This is a genomic window from Vibrio breoganii, from assembly GCF_001677275.1.
In the GTDB taxonomy this organism is placed as follows: domain Bacteria; phylum Pseudomonadota; class Gammaproteobacteria; order Enterobacterales; family Vibrionaceae; genus Vibrio; species Vibrio breoganii.
This window is the reverse complement of the sequence record NZ_CP016177.1, coordinates 799220-817423: the sequence shown is the minus strand read 5'-3', so window position 1 is coordinate 817423 and position 18204 is coordinate 799220. Positions and strand designations below refer to the sequence as shown.

Annotated in this window: 15 protein-coding genes; 6 read left to right on the top strand and 9 right to left on the bottom strand. The window is 45.3% G+C overall.

Translation table 11 applies throughout. The features are described 5' to 3' along the window. The first annotated feature begins 32 nt into the window (after window positions 1-32). Genes imuA through A6E01_RS03840 form a run of 3 tightly spaced genes read left to right on the top strand, consistent with a single transcriptional unit; the run spans window position 33 to window position 5256 of the window. Window positions 33-707: a translesion DNA synthesis-associated protein ImuA gene (gene imuA, locus A6E01_RS03850; protein ID WP_017027986.1), complete on the top strand. Its 675-nt coding sequence runs from the start codon at window positions 33-35 to the stop codon at window positions 705-707. Next, window positions 704-2134, top strand: a complete 1431-nt coding sequence (locus A6E01_RS03845) for a Y-family DNA polymerase (protein WP_017027985.1) — start codon at window positions 704-706, stop codon at window positions 2132-2134. Before imuA ends, A6E01_RS03845 begins: the two co-directional genes overlap by 4 nt. A gap of 32 nt (window positions 2135-2166) precedes the next feature. Next, the gene (locus A6E01_RS03840) at window positions 2167-5256 is read left to right on the top strand and encodes an error-prone DNA polymerase (protein WP_065209600.1); all 3090 of its coding nucleotides are present in this window, start codon (window positions 2167-2169) and stop codon (window positions 5254-5256) included. Window positions 5257-5334: 78 nt separating this feature from the next. On the opposite strand, the gene A6E01_RS03835 is transcribed toward A6E01_RS03840, so the two are convergent. From A6E01_RS03835 to fadR, 3 genes are all read right to left on the bottom strand, one after another. Continuing rightward, entirely contained in the window at window positions 5335-5625 is a 291-nt protein-coding gene (locus tag A6E01_RS03835) for a hypothetical protein (protein WP_017027983.1), read from the bottom strand. A gap of 600 nt (window positions 5626-6225) precedes the next feature. Beyond that, window positions 6226-6513 (bottom strand): hypothetical protein, encoded by a 288-nt coding sequence (locus A6E01_RS03830; protein WP_017027982.1) that lies wholly within the window; start codon window positions 6511-6513, stop codon window positions 6226-6228. Window positions 6514-6860: 347 nt separating this feature from the next. Then, a complete protein-coding gene (gene fadR / locus A6E01_RS03825) occupies window positions 6861-7700 on the bottom strand; it encodes a fatty acid metabolism transcriptional regulator FadR (RefSeq protein WP_017027981.1) in 840 nt (279 codons plus the stop codon). Between the two features lie 636 nt (window positions 7701-8336). On the opposite strand from fadR, the gene nhaB reads away from it, so the two are divergent. Continuing rightward, a complete protein-coding gene (gene nhaB / locus A6E01_RS03820) occupies window positions 8337-9932 on the top strand; it encodes a Na(+)/H(+) antiporter NhaB (protein ID WP_017027980.1) in 1596 nt (531 codons plus the stop codon). A gap of 141 nt (window positions 9933-10073) precedes the next feature. Next, entirely contained in the window at window positions 10074-10595 is a 522-nt protein-coding gene (gene dsbB / locus A6E01_RS03815) for a disulfide bond formation protein DsbB (protein ID WP_017027979.1), read from the top strand. Window positions 10596-10633: 38 nt separating this feature from the next. Here dsbB and A6E01_RS03810 read toward each other — a convergent pair whose 3' ends face one another. After that, window positions 10634-11236, bottom strand: coding sequence for a YecA family protein (locus A6E01_RS03810; protein WP_017027978.1), 603 nt, complete (start codon window positions 11234-11236; stop codon window positions 10634-10636). A gap of 143 nt (window positions 11237-11379) precedes the next feature. Here A6E01_RS03810 and dusC point away from each other — a divergent pair, with 143 nt between their 5' ends. After that, complete coding sequence (gene dusC / locus A6E01_RS03805) at window positions 11380-12336, top strand: tRNA dihydrouridine(16) synthase DusC (RefSeq protein WP_017027977.1); 957 nt, start codon at window positions 11380-11382, stop codon at window positions 12334-12336. Window positions 12337-12533: 197 nt separating this feature from the next. Here dusC and malZ read toward each other — a convergent pair whose 3' ends face one another. The 5 genes from malZ to yfbV form a co-directional block, all read right to left on the bottom strand. Continuing rightward, complete coding sequence (gene malZ, locus A6E01_RS03800) at window positions 12534-14375, bottom strand: maltodextrin glucosidase (RefSeq protein WP_017027489.1); 1842 nt, start codon at window positions 14373-14375, stop codon at window positions 12534-12536. 123 nt (window positions 14376-14498) lie between these two features. Beyond that, window positions 14499-15293: an ABC transporter ATP-binding protein gene (locus A6E01_RS03795; protein ID WP_017027488.1), complete on the bottom strand. Its 795-nt coding sequence runs from the start codon at window positions 15291-15293 to the stop codon at window positions 14499-14501. After that, the gene (locus A6E01_RS03790) at window positions 15290-16207 is read right to left on the bottom strand and encodes an ABC transporter permease (protein ID WP_017027487.1); all 918 of its coding nucleotides are present in this window, start codon (window positions 16205-16207) and stop codon (window positions 15290-15292) included. The genes A6E01_RS03795 and A6E01_RS03790 overlap by 4 nt, the downstream gene beginning before the upstream one ends. A 65-nt stretch (window positions 16208-16272) precedes the next feature. Then, window positions 16273-17238 carry an ABC transporter substrate-binding protein gene (locus A6E01_RS03785; protein WP_017031097.1) on the bottom strand — a complete coding sequence of 322 codons (966 nt, stop codon included), beginning with the start codon at window positions 17236-17238 and terminating at the stop codon, window positions 16273-16275. 314 nt (window positions 17239-17552) lie between these two features. Next, window positions 17553-18005: a terminus macrodomain insulation protein YfbV gene (gene yfbV, locus A6E01_RS03780; protein WP_026012921.1), complete on the bottom strand. Its 453-nt coding sequence runs from the start codon at window positions 18003-18005 to the stop codon at window positions 17553-17555. Window positions 18006-18204 lie beyond the last annotated feature (199 nt).

The following is an 18204-nucleotide window of genomic DNA, read 5'->3' as shown; positions in this document are numbered from 1 at the left end:
AAATATACTGTATATATATACAGGTATTTATTATGCAAAACATCATTGATTTATTACAACGTAAGCAGTTGATTTGGCAGGGTTCAGAGCAAAAAAGCTCGATACAAAGCCAAGCTTCTTGTTTCAGCGAGTGGGATCAGCACCTAGAGGGTTTCCCAAAAACTGGCCTGATGGAGATCCAATCAGAGGCCGGTATTGGTGAGCTGCGCCTAATGACACCTATGCTACAAACAGTTGCTCAAAACCGAACTATCGTGCTGATCAACCCTCCCGCCTCCCCTTGCGCTCATTACTTTGAGAAGGAGGGCATACCCACCAGCAATATTTTGGTGATACAAGATACTAAGCACAATCTGTGGGCCGCTGAGCAGTGTTTAAAGAGTGGTAGCTGTGCATGTGTCTGCTTATGGCATCCGCAACTTGAAATGCACCAAGCACGTAGACTGCAGGTGGCCGCAGAGAAAGGTCGAGCACTCAATATTCACTTTAATCTCGACCAGCATAATGGATGCTCACTGCCCATCCCCCTTAGTGTCAATCTAGAGGCCACTGAAAACGGAGTTAAGGTCAGCGTGAATAAGCGACGCGGTGGTTGGCACCAGCAAACCTTTACCGTTGATCTCAGCCAACGCTGGCCACAACTGTGCACTGAAAAGCCTCAGCATCAAGTTATTCCTTTTCCTGCACGCAAGAGGCAGCAAGCATGAATCTGTGGCTGTATATTCACTTTCCTCGGTTGCAGCTAGATACCTTGTTTTCAGAGGCGATTGCACCGGCTAAGAATCACGCTGATGGCAGCGAGAACCCTGCTATCTGTATTGTTGAAAAACATCAAATTACTCAGGCTAATCAAGCCGCTATAGAAAAAGGTATCACTCTAGGCATGGGCTTAGGCAGCGCGGCATCTCTGTGTGCAGATTTACAAGTATTCCCATACCAACAGAAAATAGAGGAAGATAAACTTCAGCAAATTGCACAATGGTTGTATGTCTATACCTCGGATATCACCCTGTATACCCATCAAGGCCTGCTACTTAAGGTCTCAAATATGCTGACTCTTTATCGAGACCTAGAGAGTTATTGGCGGGTGATCTCACAGCATCTAGATCAGCTGCATCTTCACTATAGCTATGCCACAGCTTACTCGCCTCTGGGTGCAAAGCTGCTAGCGGAAACACAGCATAATATCGTCTCCGATAACATGACTGAGATTGAGAGCGCCATTGTTTCACGTCCCCTGATTGCCACTGAGCTCAGTTCGGCCAATATCGAGAAACTGGCTCGTATTGGAGTCAATAATCTAACGCAACTGACCGCGCTGAATATGACGGAGATAGCGCGTCGCTTCGACATCCAAGTGGTCAATTATGTGGGTCGTCTATTAGGGCAATTTAAGCATCCCGTTGCTTTCTATCACCCACCCGCTCACTTCAATCAGCACCTGAATTTATTGTATGAAATTGAGCATACCGACTGGCTACAAAAACCCTTAACCCGCTTACTTGAACAAATGGAGTGCTTTCTTAAGCTCAGAGATAAGGTCGCCTATGAGATACAGCTGACTCTCTATCAAAGGGATAAGTCTCAGCAACAAGTCAGCTTTTATTCTGCTATTGGTGACTATAGCGTGAAGACATGGCTACAACTCTCCAAACTCTCCTTAGAGTCAGTACGCCTTAATGCACCAGTACTGGCTATTGATTTACAGGTAGTAAGAATGGCCGAAACGCCAGCCAACAGAAGTGACCTTTTTGACCAACATAGCGGTGAGATATCACCACTGGAACTGCTCTCTCTACTACAAGCTAAGCTAGGTAAAGAGGCCATTCAGGGGATTGAAACTAGCTGTGACCCAAGGCCTGAACTGAGTACTCGCTCCATCGACCCATTTTCTAAACCTACACGTACACACCCCCCCACGGCGTTGTCTCGCCCTAGCTTTATTTACGCTCAACCTCTCCCTTTAGAAAGCAAGGTAGAGATCGTGCAAGGCCCTGAGCGTATCCATAGTGGGTGGTGGGATGGGAATTCAGTCAATCGAGATTATTTTGTCGCGCGAGAACAGAGCGGACGCTGGTTATGGATATACCGGACCCCAACCAAGGAATGGTTCATACAAGGCTTATTCAGTTAACTGAGTAGCCCTTTACTGTAGTTCCTATCAAGATGAACATTAATACACTCAAATATGCAGAACTCTTTTGTCAGAGCAATTTCTCCTTTTTGACGGGCGCGTCGCACCCTGAAGAGTTGATCATGCAGGCTGATTTCCTTGGTTATTCTGCTTTAGCCATCACCGACGAATGCTCTTTAGCAGGCGTTGTTCGTGCGCATACTGCGATCAAACAGAATAAGCTAGGCATTAAGCTCATCGTTGGCAGCATGTTTTGGTTTAATCAAGAGTGCCAAATCGTATTGTTATGCCCAAACCAAAAGGCCTACTCAGAGCTGGCTCGTATCATTACCAATGCACGCAGACGCAGTGAAAAAGGTCAGTACTCGCTATCAGAGTGGGATCTGCTTTCTATCAAGCAGTGTTTCATTATTTGGATTCCTCAGATGAAGGAATACGACGATGAATGGGCGCAGTGGCTGAGCAAGCACCATAGTGCGCGACTGTGGTTAGGCATTCAAAGACATCTAAGTAACCATGATCAGCAGTACCTAAAGCATTGTCAGCAATTAGCCCACCGTTATTCTCTGCCTATTACGGCGTGTGGCGGTGTGCTGATGCACAATGCGACTCGCCTTTCCCTGCAACACACACTGACTGCCATTAAGCTAGGTTCCACTATCGATGATATTAGTGAGCACCTACTTACTAATGCGGAACGTGCTTTACGCAATAAGGCAAAGCTACACAAATTATTCAAGAGTGAATGGCTACATGAAGCGTACTCGATAGCAAATCTGTGTGAGTTTGATATGGCGAGTCTTGGGTATCAATATCCAGCAGAGATTGTCCCTGCTTCCCTCACTCCCATTCAGCATCTTCGCCACTTGGTGAATAAGGGGAAACGCCTGAGGTTTCCTAATGGGCTATCTCAGGATGTTGAACAACTCATAGAGAAAGAACTTACCCTCATTGATGAGCTTAATTACGCACACTTTTTCTTAACCATTCATGATGTGGTGATGTTCGCCAAGCAAAAAGGGATCCTCTATCAAGGGCGAGGCTCAGCGGCTAACTCTGTGGTCTGTTATTGCTTAGAGATCACCTCGGTAGACCCAAGGCAAATATCGGTACTGTTTGAGCGTTTTATTAGTAAAGAGCGTAATGAGCCGCCTGATATCGACGTTGATTTTGAGCATCAACGCCGTGAAGAGGTCATTCAATATATCTATACAAAATATGGTCGTGAGCGTGCTGCATTAGCCGCAACAGTCATCAGCTACCGCCTTAAAAGCGCTATCCGTGAGGTGGGTAAGGCTCTTGGTATCGATGAAACTCAGCTCGATTTCTTTATCAAGAACATTAACCGTCGTGACCGCGGGCTTAACTGGCAGGCGCAGATCTATGAGTTAGGACTAAAGCCTGAATCATTAAAAGGTAAGCAGTTCATACAACTGGTGGATGAAATCATCGGATTTCCACGCCATTTATCGCAGCACGTGGGCGGCTTTGTGATTTCCTCTGGCCCTTTATATGAGTTGGTTCCTGTTGAAAATGCAGCCATGCCGGAGCGAACCATTATACAGTGGGATAAAGATGACTTAGAAAGTCTTGGGTTACTCAAGGTCGATGTGCTGGCCTTGGGCATGCTAAGCGCTATTCGACGCTGTTTTCAGTTGATTGAACAACATCATCATCGACAACTTAATATCGCTGATATTACTCGATTGCAAGACGACCCTAATGTCTATGGCATGCTACAAAAAGCCGATACCGTAGGTGTCTTTCAAATTGAGTCTCGAGCTCAAATGAGCATGCTACCTAGGCTGAAGCCACGCTGTTATTACGATCTGGTCATCCAAATCGCTATTGTAAGGCCAGGCCCAATACAGGGAGACATGGTTCACCCTTACCTGAAACGAAGAAACGGAGAAGAAGCGGCCTCCTACCCCTCTAAGGCGGTCGAAGGAGTGCTATCAAGAACACTCGGTGTACCTATTTTCCAAGAACAAGTGATTAAACTCGCCATGGTCGCAGCAGGGTTTAGCGGTGGCGAGGCCGATAAGTTGCGCCGAGCCATGGCCGCTTGGAAGAAAAATGGCGACTTGTTTAAGTTTAGAGACAAACTCATATCGGGCATGCGCCAGCGCGGCTATGAAGTCAGTTTTGCTGAAAAAATATTTGAACAGATTTGTGGCTTCGGCGAGTACGGATTTCCAGAGAGTCACTCCGCCTCTTTTGCGGTCCTTGCTTACTGCTCAGCATGGCTTAAATACTATTATCCTTCGGAGTTCTATACCGCTCTACTTAATAGTTTACCAATGGGTTTCTACTCAGCGTCTCAATTATTACAAGATGCTAAGCGACATGGCGTCGTCATTCACCCGGTGTGCGTTAACCGCTCCGGCGAAGAACACTCAATAATAAGAAACCATAACCACAGTGAAATACAACTCGGGTTAAAACTTATAAAAGGCTTATCAGTGACTAGCAGACAACAACTACTAGCTGCGCGACCAGTGGGTGGATTTACTCACCTTCAACAAATCAAAAATATTGGAATGAATCGACAGCAGCTTCATGTTATCACCTCAGCCAATGCGTTATTTAGCCTTGCCGGTGATCGCTACTCGACGCGCTGGCAATTAATGGACTCAGCCGACGACCTTCCTTTGTTTAGCCAGATTGAAGAGAGCACATCTGCGGATTATTCTTTTCAGACTAACGAGTATGAGGCCTTAATTGAAGACTACTCAGCGACAGGATTGTCGCTCACTCAGCACCCTATTACCCTATTAGAAAAGGCAAACAAGCTAGGTCGATTTACTCGGCAAAACCAGCTGGCGCATCAAGCTCACCAATCTATGGTCACAGTGGTGGGAGTCGTCACTGGTCGTCAGTCTCCAGGCACAGCAGGAGGCGTGACGTTTTTCACCCTAGAAGACGATACGGGCAATATTAATGTTGTGGTGTGGCAGGCAACCGCTAGAGCACAAAAGCAAAGCTATCTGACCGCTAAGGTACTAAAAGTGAAAGGGATAATAGAAAAAGAAGGGGATGTTATCCATATCATAGCCGGCCAATTAATCGATATCAGCGATAAATTGTCAGCCTTATCTACCCATTCTCGAGATTTTCATTGATCTTGAAATTACGATTAGACATAAAAAAACCGCTTCAAAGATGAAGCGGTTTATAAGAGCAAAATGGTTAAAAAAAGACTAAGCGCGTTTGTTATGTACTGTGTCACGATCATAACCTTCGCTGTCTACTGAACTCTTCATTTCTTCGTCCATCTTGTTATCTTGATAAGCATCGATCATGCCCTTATCGTCCATTGAGTGAGAACGGAACTGAGGTCCTCTCATCTCATTGCTGGTACCACCTCGGTTTTCGGCGATTAAGATTGAGTTGCTGTTATCAACAAAGCCGAAAGAAAAATCTTGCTGCGCTAAAACAGCAGGTGAAAAAGCGATAATACAGGTTGCGATTAAACTGGTTTTAAAGTTCATGTTGAACGCCCTCGATTACACATAAATAAATTAGTGAGCGCCCCCTTCTTCTTGATACCACATTAATGATAAATAAAAGACCAATGATTATCATTCTCTCTTTTATCTTCATTTCCTCAACAGGGACTGAACAGTAATTACGCGACTCTCTCAAAAAGGATCAGTAACGATTACTGAGTACTTCACCTGTAAACAACAAAATCATAAAGTGAAGCTAATCCAATAGACCCTACCTTTTCTAAAAATCTTTCAATTCGGCAATAAAGATTTAAGAAATGGCTCTAATAAATATTCCTTAGAGCCAATACACAATCACTCGCAACCAAATCTGATCGCACGCCTAATTGGCGTAGATACAGCAAAAGAAGAATCTAGGCATCGCAACCCAAAGCTTGTACGGAAAAAGCAAACTAGAGGTATAATCAGGCACAAATACCGGCAAGTGGGATGAGAGAAAGGGTAAAGAGTAGATTTGGCTGCGAACCTAGTAGGAGGTTAACTATTTTCGTACCTAACTCGACTGTAATCACAGATACTCAGAAACAAAAAAACCGCCTCGTTAACGAAGCGGCTCAAGTAGCAGTTTCATCGTACATGCAATTAGGCACGCTTATGATGGACTCGCTCACGGTTGTCGCTGTCATCCACCATTTCCTTCATGTCTTGCTCCATTTCCTTATTCTCGTAAGCATCTGTCATGCCTTTATCTTCGAGCGTAGTAGACTGAAATTTTGGATCTCTCATTTCGTTGCTGGTACCGCCTCGATTCTCTGCAATCAAAACTGCGTTGCTATCATCAATAAAACCGTTAAACACCTCTTGTTGTGCAAGTACTGCGGGTGAAAACGCCACTATACATGTTGCAATAAAGCCAGTTTTTAGGTTCATTTGAACGCCCTCCTTAAACTCAGTTAAAGCTGTGAGCGCCCCTTAATTCTAGTACCACTTTAATGATAAATACATTCACATTGATAATCATTACTAATAGTATCTATGGGAATAAAAAACAGGGTCAATAGACGACACTCGATCAATATTGCTGTAATCGTTGTCGCTTACTCCACACTCGCAACTCATAAAGTTAATCTAGTTAAGCTATCAAACAGACCGATTGTTATCGCCAAATCTTTCGAACCACTACGCAAAGCATCAGTAGATCGTCATACTCATCCTGTCGCCCGGATAACAAAAAGCCCCGCAAATGCGAGGCTTCGTAAAGTATCTAAGTTTAAGCTTTAACTGTCGTCTTCAGTAAAGTTTGTCGGCAAACTCACCTTCATTTCATTCCAGTTCAGACCACTTTCGATACCGTATTGACGAACAACGCCAGGTAAGCGATCTCGTCTTCCTTCTTCGCAAATTGCTAGCAAGTCTTTATAGAAGTTCAATGCTAACTCGCGCGAAGCTGGGCTTGAGAAATAGAACGCGCCCACACGATCGTAGAGCTTCTTCAGGCCATTGAAAATCAAACCGTAGATTTGGTTTCCTGAATGGAACGCCAAATGCTGGAACAACATATAGTCGTAGTAGTTGAACGTCTTCGCAATCAAGATCTCGTTGCGTTTCAGCTCATCTTTCTCGTTATCTTCTTTTACGTTTTGCGCAATTTTGTCTGCATAAGGGAAGGTTTCCATAAAGCTTGCAAACGAATCCGCCTTCATCAAAGCCTCACAAGACTCGATAACGCGCTTAATGGTTTCTTCAGATTGCTCTTTGTTTACCTTAAATGCATAGCGCATAAAGATAGGGCTGATGTTGGTTCTTGCTGCCAATAGGTCTTCAACAATGCTGGTTGCGTTATCCGCATCTAGCGTCATCAGTGTATCAAGGATATGCAAACCAGAGGTCTCCATAAACTGATTTACCTTAGTCGGCTTGCCGTGCTGGATAGTTAACCAACCGTCACGTGCAAGTCGTTGTAAAACTTCTCTTAACGTCGTTCTAGTCACACCAATGAGTTCAGATAGCTCACGCTCAGCGGGTAGGATGGAACCTGGTGCAAAGCGACCGTTCCAAATGCTTTCAATAATGTACTTTTCTGCAAAGCCTGCTGGGCTTTTTGCCTTAATAACCATAGATTGGATATTCCAACTCAAATTTCATTCAAATATTACTCATCATACCACCTAATTCTGAATTACAAAAATCAGTGCAAAATAACTTGTGAGCTTCGACCTAAACCCATTGCTTTTAACTAAATACCATCCCATAAAAATCAAAAAAACAGTAAAAACCGATGTTCAGGTAAATGCTGATTGAAAATCACATGAGCTAAAATATGAAATAAGATATATCGATGTTTGAAAAATAATTTCCTATGCTAAATAAAAAAATAAAACAATAAAAAACAACAAGTTAATCCCGTAAACTATTTCTCATACAAATAAACGCACCTGATATAACCAAATGGCCACCTACAACAAAGTAGAGTTATATAAATGGGTATTTTTGGCTGTATTTATTGCAAACAAGATCTAAATCACACTATAAATTTGACTAATACCCTAATACGAGTAAAGATGCGCCGATAAAATGAGTGTTACGAGATGTTACCAGTAAAACTGGGGCTCTCTACTCGCAAATATACGTACTCCATCCCACAGCAAAATTTTATATCTTAAGCTTATCCATTTGCTGGAATCTAATTGACCTGGGATGAAGCGCAATTTGCCCTACTCAACAAGATTTCAATACTTATAGAGAGAAGCATTATGCCTTTAAGCCTAGGAAACGCCTTCATCAAGAACTTTCTTGGCAAGGCCCCTGATTGGTACAAGGTGGCCATTGTTGCGTTTTTGATTATTAACCCATTGGTTTTTTTCTTTGTAGACCCCTTCTTGGCGGGTTGGCTACTAGTGGTGGAATTTATTTTCACACTGGCTATGGCACTTAAGTGCTATCCGCTACAGCCCGGCGGTCTGCTCGCAATAGAAGCGATTGCCATAGGCATGGCTAGCCCTGAAATGGTGAAGCATGAACTGGTGGCTAACATAGAAGTGCTATTACTGTTGATCTTTATGGTTGCCGGTATCTACTTCATGAAACAACTTCTGCTGTATATCTTTACCAAGATATTGCTAGGTATTCGCTCTAAGGCGATGCTGTCTCTCGCATTTTGTGCTGCATCGGCATTTCTATCGGCATTTCTCGACGCTCTAACGGTTATTGCTGTTGTTATCAGTGTTGCTGTGGGTTTTTATTCAATCTATCACAAGGTTGTTTCGGGTCAGGGCCACGCAAGCAATCATGATCACACCCAAGATGGGCATTTAACTGAACTGACTCGTGATGACCTTGATGAATACCGAGCATTCCTACGCTCATTGCTAATGCATGCCGGTGTTGGTACTGCGCTAGGTGGTGTAATGACCATGGTAGGCGAGCCTCAAAACCTAATTATTGCCGATCAAGCCGGCTGGTTGTTTGGTGAGTTCATCATGCGCATGCTACCCGTTACCCTACCTGTATTGGTAATGGGCCTGCTAACCACGGTTGCTGTCGAAAAGCTAAAGGTTTTCGGTTACGGCTCTGAGTTACCGGTTCATGTTCGCCAAATACTGGAAGACTACAACCAAGAAGAGAAAAAGCGTCGTACTAAGCAAGATGTCGCAAAACTATGGATACAAGGTGCAATCGCGGTTTGGCTTATCGCAGGCCTAGCATTACACGTTGCCGCTGTGGGTCTAGTTGGCTTATCCGTCATCATTCTAGCGACCGCGTTTACCGGCGTTATCGAAGAGCACTCTATGGGTAAAGCGTTTGAAGAGGCTCTGCCCTTCACCGCCCTACTTGCTGTTTTCTTTGCCATCGTTGCGGTGATTATTGAACAAGACCTATTTGCCCCTATTATCGATGCGGTACTTGCGGTGGAAGACCAAGGCACGCAATTGGCTCTGTTCTATATTGCTAACGGTATGCTTTCCATGGTCTCTGACAACGTGTTTGTCGGCACGGTGTACATCAACGAAGTGAAAGATGCATTGCTACAAGGCGTCATTAGTCGTGAGCAATTTGATCTACTCGCTGTTGCCATCAACACAGGTACAAACCTGCCATCGGTAGCAACGCCAAACGGTCAAGCAGCCTTCCTATTCCTACTAACATCAACATTGGCACCACTGATTCGTCTTTCTTATGGCCGTATGGTTATTATGGCTTTCCCATATACCATCGTACTAGCGGTTGTGGGATTGATTGGTATCATGTTCTTCTTAGAACCTGTCACCGCAATGTTCTATGACTTTGGTTGGGTATCTGATGCACCGATGCAAGCCGTCGAGGCTTCTAGCTCTGCTGGGCATCATTAGGGAACCAATAGGATTGTATGTAGTCTATTGATTTGCCTGCTTTAAACGGGTAAAACTAACAGACTGTTATCAGCCGGCGTGATCAACAGCTATCGCCGGCTTTTTTGCGCATGGAAGATGTGCATATAAGGAAATCAATTCATGTTCGAGAACCTGTATCAATTCTCTCGCTCACGCCTGTCGTGGCTACTTCTGCTACTTGCCATGATCGCCTTTGAGCTGTGTGCTCTTTACTTTCAACACGTGATGCTACTCGCTCCCTGTGTTATGTGCATCTATGAACGCGTGGCTATGATGGGCATTGCCGTTGCTGCCGCAGTTGGCTTATGCAAACCGCAAAACCCCATCGTTCGTGGCCTAGGATTAGTGGGCTGGATTGCGTCTAGTTACAAGGGGCTCATGCTATCTCTTGAACACGTAGACTATCAATTTCACCCATCACCGTTTAAAACCTGCGATATCTTTGTCAACTTTCCAAGCTGGGCACCGCTAGATAAATGGGTACCTTGGATGTTCGAGCCTTCTGGTGATTGCAGCAAAATCGTCTGGCAGTTTTTTGAACTCTCAATGCCACAGTGGTTGGTGATTATTTTTGGCGCGAGCTTAGGTGTTTCTATTGTATTTACACTGCTTCAGTTGGTTGGGTTAAAATCTAGGACCTAGAATCGACAGCCTAGGACCTAGGTTCTAGGTTCTAGGTTTTAAGAACCGCAACACTTCTTAAATTTCTTACCACTGCCGCAAGGACAAGAGTCATTGCGCCCCACACCCTTGAATGGATTGAGTGTTTGGCTCTTATTGCCCACCATAAGCTCATCGGCCGCTTGTGCGACCTCATTAACCATCAAATCAAGCTGTGGCTGAAGATCGTTAATTTGGGGCAGCTCTTCATAGCCTGCCTCTTTCATCTGCTGATGGGTTTGTTCTTCATCAACCAATAGCGATAGTGTCGTTAGCAAGGCCGATAGCATTCTTGCCGTGCCGTCAGCAACCTCTGTAGACTGCCACTCTTGCTCAACAATGGGCCATATCGCTAGAAAACCTTCGGCTAAATCAGCAAGGTGTTCAGAATCATTATTCGTTAGCTCAAGCACTGAGTATTGGTTGGCTTTGAGTTTGCCGTATTGGGCATTGATATGTTCAATGATCGTCGGCTTTGCTTCCTCAAACTCATCACCACACAACTCTGAAGCCCACATTTCTGGCTCTAGTGGCTTCACTGTCAAGTTAGCAGCTAAAATAGCGCCTTCCCAAAAATAACTACTCTCTTGAACACTCTCAGGTAAGCCAATCAAATCACTCATGATATCTACTCTCTAAAAATTTCCTCTAGTATGAGTGAAAATGGCCTAGGCTGCTACAGTGCCAGTTGCCAGAAAACTTTGTCGGTGACATTTTGCTCAAAACCCACTAAAATCCGCCCTCCTGCAAACAAAGGTAGAATAAAATGCGTCTCGTACTTGGCCCTATGGAGGGCGTTCTCGACCACTTAATGCGAGAAATCCTCACTGACATCAACGACTTTGACCTATGTGTCACTGAGTTTGTGCGCGTCAGCGACCAATTATTGCCAGACCGTTCATTCTACAAGCTTTGCCCTGAGCTCCTGCAAGGCTCCAAGACAAAGTCTGGAACGCCTGTACACTTGCAGCTTCTGGGTCAACATCCGCAGTGGATGGCAGAAAATGCTCACAAAGCCGTTACTCTTGGCGCTGCGGGGATCGACCTGAACTTTGGTTGCCCTGCTCGCCTCGTTAATAAGAGCAAGGGTGGCGCGGTTCTGTTAAAAGAGCCTGAGCTCATGTATCAGATCATCAACGCGTGTCGTGAGGCCGTGCCAAGCGAGATCCCTGTGACCGCAAAGATCCGTCTTGGCTGGGAAAACCCAGAAGATTGCTTTGAAATCGTAGACGCCGTAGAAAATGCTGGTGCCAGTGAGTTAACCGTACACGCACGCACCAAGGAAGGCGGTTATCGCGCCGATCAGATCCGCTGGGATTATCTCAATAAGATTCGTCAACACACCAAGATGCCACTGATAGCCAACGGAGAAATCTGGAATTACCAAGACGGGCAACGCTGCATTGAGACCACAGGCATTGATTCTCTCATGGTGTGTCGCGGTGCGTTCAACGTGCCAAACCTTGGCAATGTGGTTAAGCACAACCAAACCGTTATGCCGTGGAATGAAGTAGTATCCCTGCTATTAAGATACTCAGAATATGAGATGAAAGGCGATAAAGGGCTGTATTACCCGAATCGTGTAAAACAATGGTTTTCGTATCTTCGCCAGCAATACCCTGAGGCGAAAGAGCTGTTCCATAGCATACGCACCTATAACAAGGCCGAACCTATCGTGGAATACATTCAGCGCTATCACCAAGAGTTGCTAGCCAGTGCTTGAGGCTAAGAGTCTGGGTTCTGGGTTCTAGGTTCTAGGTTCTGGGTTCTGGGTTCTAGGTTCTAGGTTCTGGGTTCTAGGTTCTGGGTTCTGGGTTCTGGGTTCTAGGTTCTAGGTTCTAGGTTCTAGAACTGAGATTCTTTTAACGACCTTTAATTCCATACATATTAAAGGTCGTTTTCTTTATTTCATTCAAATAGTTATAGCTTGATTAGGTCGCAGCCTTTACCACTTAAGGTCACCACAAGCTCACCCTTTTCAATGGATACATGTTCTTCTGAAAGCACACTTTCGGCTGAACCGCTCTCTAATCCTAATTGCCACACTGGCACACGGAACTCGCTTGGCTTATCACTGTTATTGAATAACGCTACCAGCTGTTCATCACCAAAGCTTCGTGCAAAAGCTAGTTGCTCATTTTGGCTTTCAAAGAAGTGCAGATCACCACTTTGTAGCGCCTTGTACTTGTGCCTCAATGCCAGCATTTTCTTGAAGAATGGTACCCACTGCGAATGCTCAACACGCTCCCACGGGAAGGTGCGTCGGTTGTCGGGATCGTTCTCACCCTCAAGGCCTACCTCGGTACCATAATAAAGGCACGGCACACCGATGTACGTCATCAAGAGCAGACCTGCTTGGCGCATTTTATCCTCATCACCCTTCAACAAGGTAATAAAGCGCGCAGTATCGTGGCTGTCTAGCTGGTTCAATTGTGCCAACTGATTATGCCAAGGAACCTTAGCTTTTGCTTCTAGTAACCATTGCTGAAACTCACTACTAGATAAAGAAATAGGGTCATAAGCGATATCTTGGTTGGCGAAAAATGCGCGCACGGGATGAGCAAACCCATAGTAGTTCATTGCGCCATCTTCTTGGTCTCCTTGCAGCCATGAGGTGGCTTCAAAGAAGTGCTCACCGAGCACTAGCGCCTCGCTGTTTTCTTGTTTGGTGGCATCACGAAATGCTTTGACATAGTGCGCATTGTTGTAGGCGCCCTTGCCCTCGCCTAACATGTGAATCACGTCAAAGCGCCAGCCATCAATACTGTACGGAGGACGTAGCCAATGCTTTATGACTGCGGAGTCGGAGTCATAAATATAATCGCGCACTTCTGGGTGCTCGAAGTTAAGTACTGGCAGGTTTTGAACGCCGTTCCATCCCTCGTAGTTTTGTGATTGCCCATCAAAGAAGTAATAATCTCGATATTTGGAGTCAAGGTTATGGTACGCCCCGTCGGTGCCCTTGCCGCTTCTATCAAACCAAGGGTGTTCAGCAGAGGTATGATTGAATACCGCATCCAGCACTATCCTCATACCACGGCGATGAACCTCTTGGCATAGCTCAGCGAGCTGTTCATTGTCGCCAATGTGCGGATCAACATTAAAATAGTCTGTCGTATCGTATTTATGGTTACTAAGAGAGCTAAATACAGGGTTGAGATACAGGGTTGTTACGCCCAAATCCTGCAAATAATCCAACTTAGAGTAAATGCCTGCAATGTCGCCATTGAAGAACTGAACGGACATTGATTCATCATTGTTGATGGGCGTGCCCCATTCAGATTCAATCGCAGCAACCGTTCCTTGTTTGATGCTGTACTCTCCACTGGAAACGCCAATGTCTGGGTTGCCATTGCAAAAGCGATCTGGGAATACCTGATAGAAAACCTGACTCTGAACCCAATCCGCAGGGCGATGCTGAGCGTTGTATTTGAAATGAACTTCCTTTGGTGGAATACGGTTAGAAACACCGCGCGCATCTAACCAATACTGAGCCGTATTGGTCTGTACCTTGAACACATAGTGAGAGACCTCTCTATCTTCATTAATAGGAAAGCGAGCCTGCCATACCTGCAGTCGTCCCTTAGAAGCATCTTTAATTTGAGACATTGGGATATAAAACTGCTCATTGTCCGGCTCATGCCTGATGACGACTTGCTGTATGCCATCAATAGGTTCAACAAACAGTGTTGCGGTTAAATGAGTACCATCAAAGGTAAGACTATCACTCGATTGAGGATGAAACAGAAATGGGCTTTGCATACAAACTCCGAAACGGAACGATTTGCCCACAAATTAGTGAATTATTCAGGGATAAAAAAGCGCGATCCACCGCATATCAAGGGGAGATCACGCTTTGTAGAGATAATAGCGTAGAGTTATCGGCTAACTGAGTAACAACCCATCATCAGTAAGCTCTTCACCGCGAACTTTACTGAACATATCCAGTAAATCTGGAACGCCCATATTAGCTCGTTGCTCGCCCGCGACATCCAACACAATCTCACCTTGGTGCAGCATTACCGTACGATCACCACAAGCCAAAGCATCCTTCATTGAGTGGGTTACCATCATCGCGGTGAGGTCGAACTCTTTCACTACCTTCTTGGTTAGATCTATGACGAAAGCGGCCATGCGAGGATCAAGCGCTGCGGTGTGCTCATCCAGCAATAGAAGTTTACTGCCTGATAGAGTGGCCATAACCAGGCTTACCGCTTGACGTTGGCCGCCAGAGAGAAGGCCAATGCTATCGCCAAGCCTATCTTCTAACCCCAATCCTAATATAGCGATACGATCTTGAAATAGTTTTCTGCGCTTGCTCGATAAAGCTAAGCTCCAACCACGTCGGTGTCCTCGGCGATAGGCTAGAGCCATATTCTCTTCAATCGTAAGGTCGCCACACGTGCCCGCTAAAGGGTCTTGGAATACTCGAGCGCATAGACTTGCTCTTTGGTGCACCGGACGCCGCGTGACATCAATACCATCGATAACAACGCTGCCTCCTACCATAGGCGTTTCACCGGTTACCGCCCCGAGCAGGGTTGACTTCCCTGCGCCATTTGAGCCAATAACAGTCAAAAACTCATGCTCAGGCACGACAAGGTCGACTCCGCGCAAAGCTCGGTTTTCCAAAATAGTGCCAGGATTAAAGGTGACTTGGATATTACTTAATTCAATCATGCCACCTCCTTATTAGTGCGCGCTTGTTGCAGTTTTTGTTTCGCTTTGTATTTCGCCTTCATCTTCGGCGCAATCAATGCCACCGCAACCAAAACAGCCGTCACCAAGTTAAGATCGGATGCTTGCAAACCAAACATGCCCGAACTTAACGCAAAAGCGACCGCCAAACGATACAAGACCGAACCAACAATAACGGCTGTTACCGCTACCCAGATTCTTCGCCCTGGGATAAGAGTTTGCCCCAAAATCACCGCCGCTAAGCCCACGACTATGGTTCCCACTCCAGATGTCACATCAGCAAAGCTATTGGTTTGCGCAAATAGTGCGCCCGCAAAGCCGACAAAGCCGTTAGACAAAGCTAGTCCAAAGTAGGTATAGAAAGACGTACTTCCACCTTGCGCTCGGACCATGCGTGCGTTTACGCCTGTCGCTCTAAGGCCAAGACCAAAATCACTATTCAGCAGTCGGATAATAAACATGGCAGCAACAAGAACGAGAACGCCCACCACTAGAGGGCGAATCAGCATAGGATCGCCGATACTCTCAAACGGGGTAAGAATAGTCTCTTCACCCAGCAAGGCTACGTTAGGTCTACCCATAATGCGGATATTGATTGAGAAGGCGGCAATCATGGTAAGAATGGAAGCAAGCAAATGTAAAATGCCGCAACGTACCGCAAGAAAAGCCGTTACCCAGCCGGTCATAGAACCCGCGACTATGGCCATTCCTGTCGCCAGCCAAGGGTTGATACCCGCTACTATCGCGGTGGCTGCGACCGCAGCGCCCATAGGAAAAGAACCATCTACGCTCAGATCGGGGAAATCTAAAACGCGAAAGGTAAGATAAACACCTAATGCAACAAGGCCGTACACCAGCCCAAGTTCAAGTGCCCCAAAAAATGCAAAAGCAGACATACATACTCCTTCGCTGCTCTAAGCTCCACAAAGTGGAAAAGCCAGCCCTGAGGCTGGCTACTTACTTATTTAACTTGGGTAGCTCGAGCTACAACAGATTGAGGAATGCTAATGCCTAGTTTTTTAGCTGCCGTTTCGCTGATTGCAATATCAGATCCTTCGGCAATCTTTACATCTAGTGAGCCAGGCTCTTTGCCATCTAGAATTGCTGCAACATAATCGGCAGTTTGCACACCAACTTGGTAGTAATCAAAACCTAAGCTAGCAATTGCGCCCTTCTCAACGTAAGACGTTGCTCCGCCAAATACGGGTTTATTGGCTTGGTTAGCTGCGACAATCATGCCCTCAATGGCACTTGCGACCGTATTATCCGTTGGTGCATAGATAACATCAGCTTCTGCAACAATAGCTTGAGTTGCAGACAACACATCCGCACTCTTCAGAGCTGTAGACTCGATAACTGTTAAGCCTTGTTCTTTTGCCGCCGCTTTTAACAGTTGAACTAGGCTTACTGCGTTAGCTTCGCCTGGGTTGTACACCACACCAATGGTTTGTACATCAGGCAATATTTCTTGGATTAGCTGGACGTGCTGAGCCACAGGAGATAGATCTGAAAGACCCGTTACATTCTTGCCAGGTTTATCTAAATGCGGAACAAGCTTTGCCCCTACCGGATCAGTCACTGCGGTAAATACAATAGGAATGGAGCGAGTCGCAGACGCCAGCGCTTGAGCGGTTGGTGTCGCAATGCCCACTAAGACATCAGGATTTTCACCCACAAACTGGCGAGCAATCTGCACCGCGATGGCTGGGTTACCTTGAGCGGTTTTATAGTCGAACTCAAGGTTCTTACCTTCTTCATACCCTTTCGCTTTTAGACCATCGAGCAGGCCTTGTCGCGTTGCGTCTAATGCCGGGTGTTCAACAATCTGAGAGACCGCCACTTTAGCTGTTTTTGCCATAACACTGGTACTAGATAGAAGCGCAGCACCGACTAAACATGCGGTGGCAATCATCTTATTTGTCTTCATTTTCACTCCTTGAATCAGCAGATAGAGCTGAATTAAATGTCCTTTTAGAGGCTATAATGAACAAACAAGCATCAAATAACCGTTAATTCGATGTTTCTTTAATCAAAACAGAGCACTCTAGACATCTATTATTACCAGTAAGAGTTAGAAAACAAAAGCCAACAAAGTGACTTAGCTCTCTTATTTGTGGAAATGTTAAGAAAATGTCACAGAAAAAAGCGATTTGAGGAAAAGGATATGAAACGAGGTGAGCGCACTTCATCAAAAAGCACACTCTACTAGGGAAGAAAAAGCCGTTTAGAAAGAGAGAGTATTTAGAACCAGCGCTCTAATACGTTTTTATCGAGTTGCCTAAATGCACGATTCAATAGCTGAGCTAACTCTTTGTAACGAGGTTTTGCTTTGGGTGGTTCGAGCGCCGCCCCGGAATCTAAGATCTTTTGGTGGATCTCTCGATACCAGTTGGCAAGTGCTGGAGGCAGTTGCGTATTAGAGCGAGTCCCAAGCCACCAAAAACCTTGAACCGGCAAACTAATCGCAAACAGAGCAACGATGATCGCTTGCGATAGTCCTGAGCCATTTTGGAAGGTCAATTGTGTTAATACGCTAATAGCTGCGACTGCAGGCATGACTCTTACGCCAAATCGAGTGGCTGTAATAATGCGATGCTCAGGAAACATTGGCGAAAGCTCTTTTCGCATGGGCCAAAGATCCATGTACGTCTGACCGTCTTTTAATCTGTGAAGCATTCCGACTTTCTCAACCATACCCAAACCGCTAAAAAAAAGTTGAAGATTTAAAAAATAACCACAAAAAATTGATAAAAGATAAAGAAATTTCAATTTTTTTTGTTATATTTGCCTAATATCGCTATCCTTGTCAGCGTCTCGTCCATAGCATCATGCCTAACTACATATTAGGCGAGAGCAAGGCGTGTTAGCAAGGATTGAAAAACGTATCTTGAAA

Coding starts and splice junctions, on each gene's coding strand:
- yfbV (WP_026012921.1), bottom strand. CDS start 18,005: ATGGTTGAGAAAGTCGGAATGCTTCACAGATTAAAAGACGGTCAGACG.
- fadR (WP_017027981.1), bottom strand. CDS start 7,700: ATGGTTATTAAGGCAAAAAGCCCAGCAGGCTTTGCAGAAAAGTACATT.
- A6E01_RS03810 (WP_017027978.1), bottom strand. CDS start 11,236: ATGAGTGATTTGATTGGCTTACCTGAGAGTGTTCAAGAGAGTAGTTAT.
- malZ (WP_017027489.1), bottom strand. CDS start 14,375: ATGCAAAGCCCATTTCTGTTTCATCCTCAATCGAGTGATAGTCTTACC.
- A6E01_RS03795 (WP_017027488.1), bottom strand. CDS start 15,293: ATGATTGAATTAAGTAATATCCAAGTCACCTTTAATCCTGGCACTATT.
- dusC (WP_017027977.1), top strand. CDS start 11,380: ATGCGTCTCGTACTTGGCCCTATGGAGGGCGTTCTCGACCACTTAATG.
- nhaB (WP_017027980.1), top strand. CDS start 8,337: ATGCCTTTAAGCCTAGGAAACGCCTTCATCAAGAACTTTCTTGGCAAG.
- imuA (WP_017027986.1), top strand. CDS start 33: ATGCAAAACATCATTGATTTATTACAACGTAAGCAGTTGATTTGGCAG.
- A6E01_RS03785 (WP_017031097.1), bottom strand. CDS start 17,238: ATGAAGACAAATAAGATGATTGCCACCGCATGTTTAGTCGGTGCTGCG.
- A6E01_RS03790 (WP_017027487.1), bottom strand. CDS start 16,207: ATGTCTGCTTTTGCATTTTTTGGGGCACTTGAACTTGGGCTGGTGTAC.
- A6E01_RS03840 (WP_065209600.1), top strand. CDS start 2,167: ATGAACATTAATACACTCAAATATGCAGAACTCTTTTGTCAGAGCAAT.
- dsbB (WP_017027979.1), top strand. CDS start 10,074: ATGTTCGAGAACCTGTATCAATTCTCTCGCTCACGCCTGTCGTGGCTA.
- A6E01_RS03835 (WP_017027983.1), bottom strand. CDS start 5,625: ATGAACTTTAAAACCAGTTTAATCGCAACCTGTATTATCGCTTTTTCA.
- A6E01_RS03845 (WP_017027985.1), top strand. CDS start 704: ATGAATCTGTGGCTGTATATTCACTTTCCTCGGTTGCAGCTAGATACC.
- A6E01_RS03830 (WP_017027982.1), bottom strand. CDS start 6,513: ATGAACCTAAAAACTGGCTTTATTGCAACATGTATAGTGGCGTTTTCA.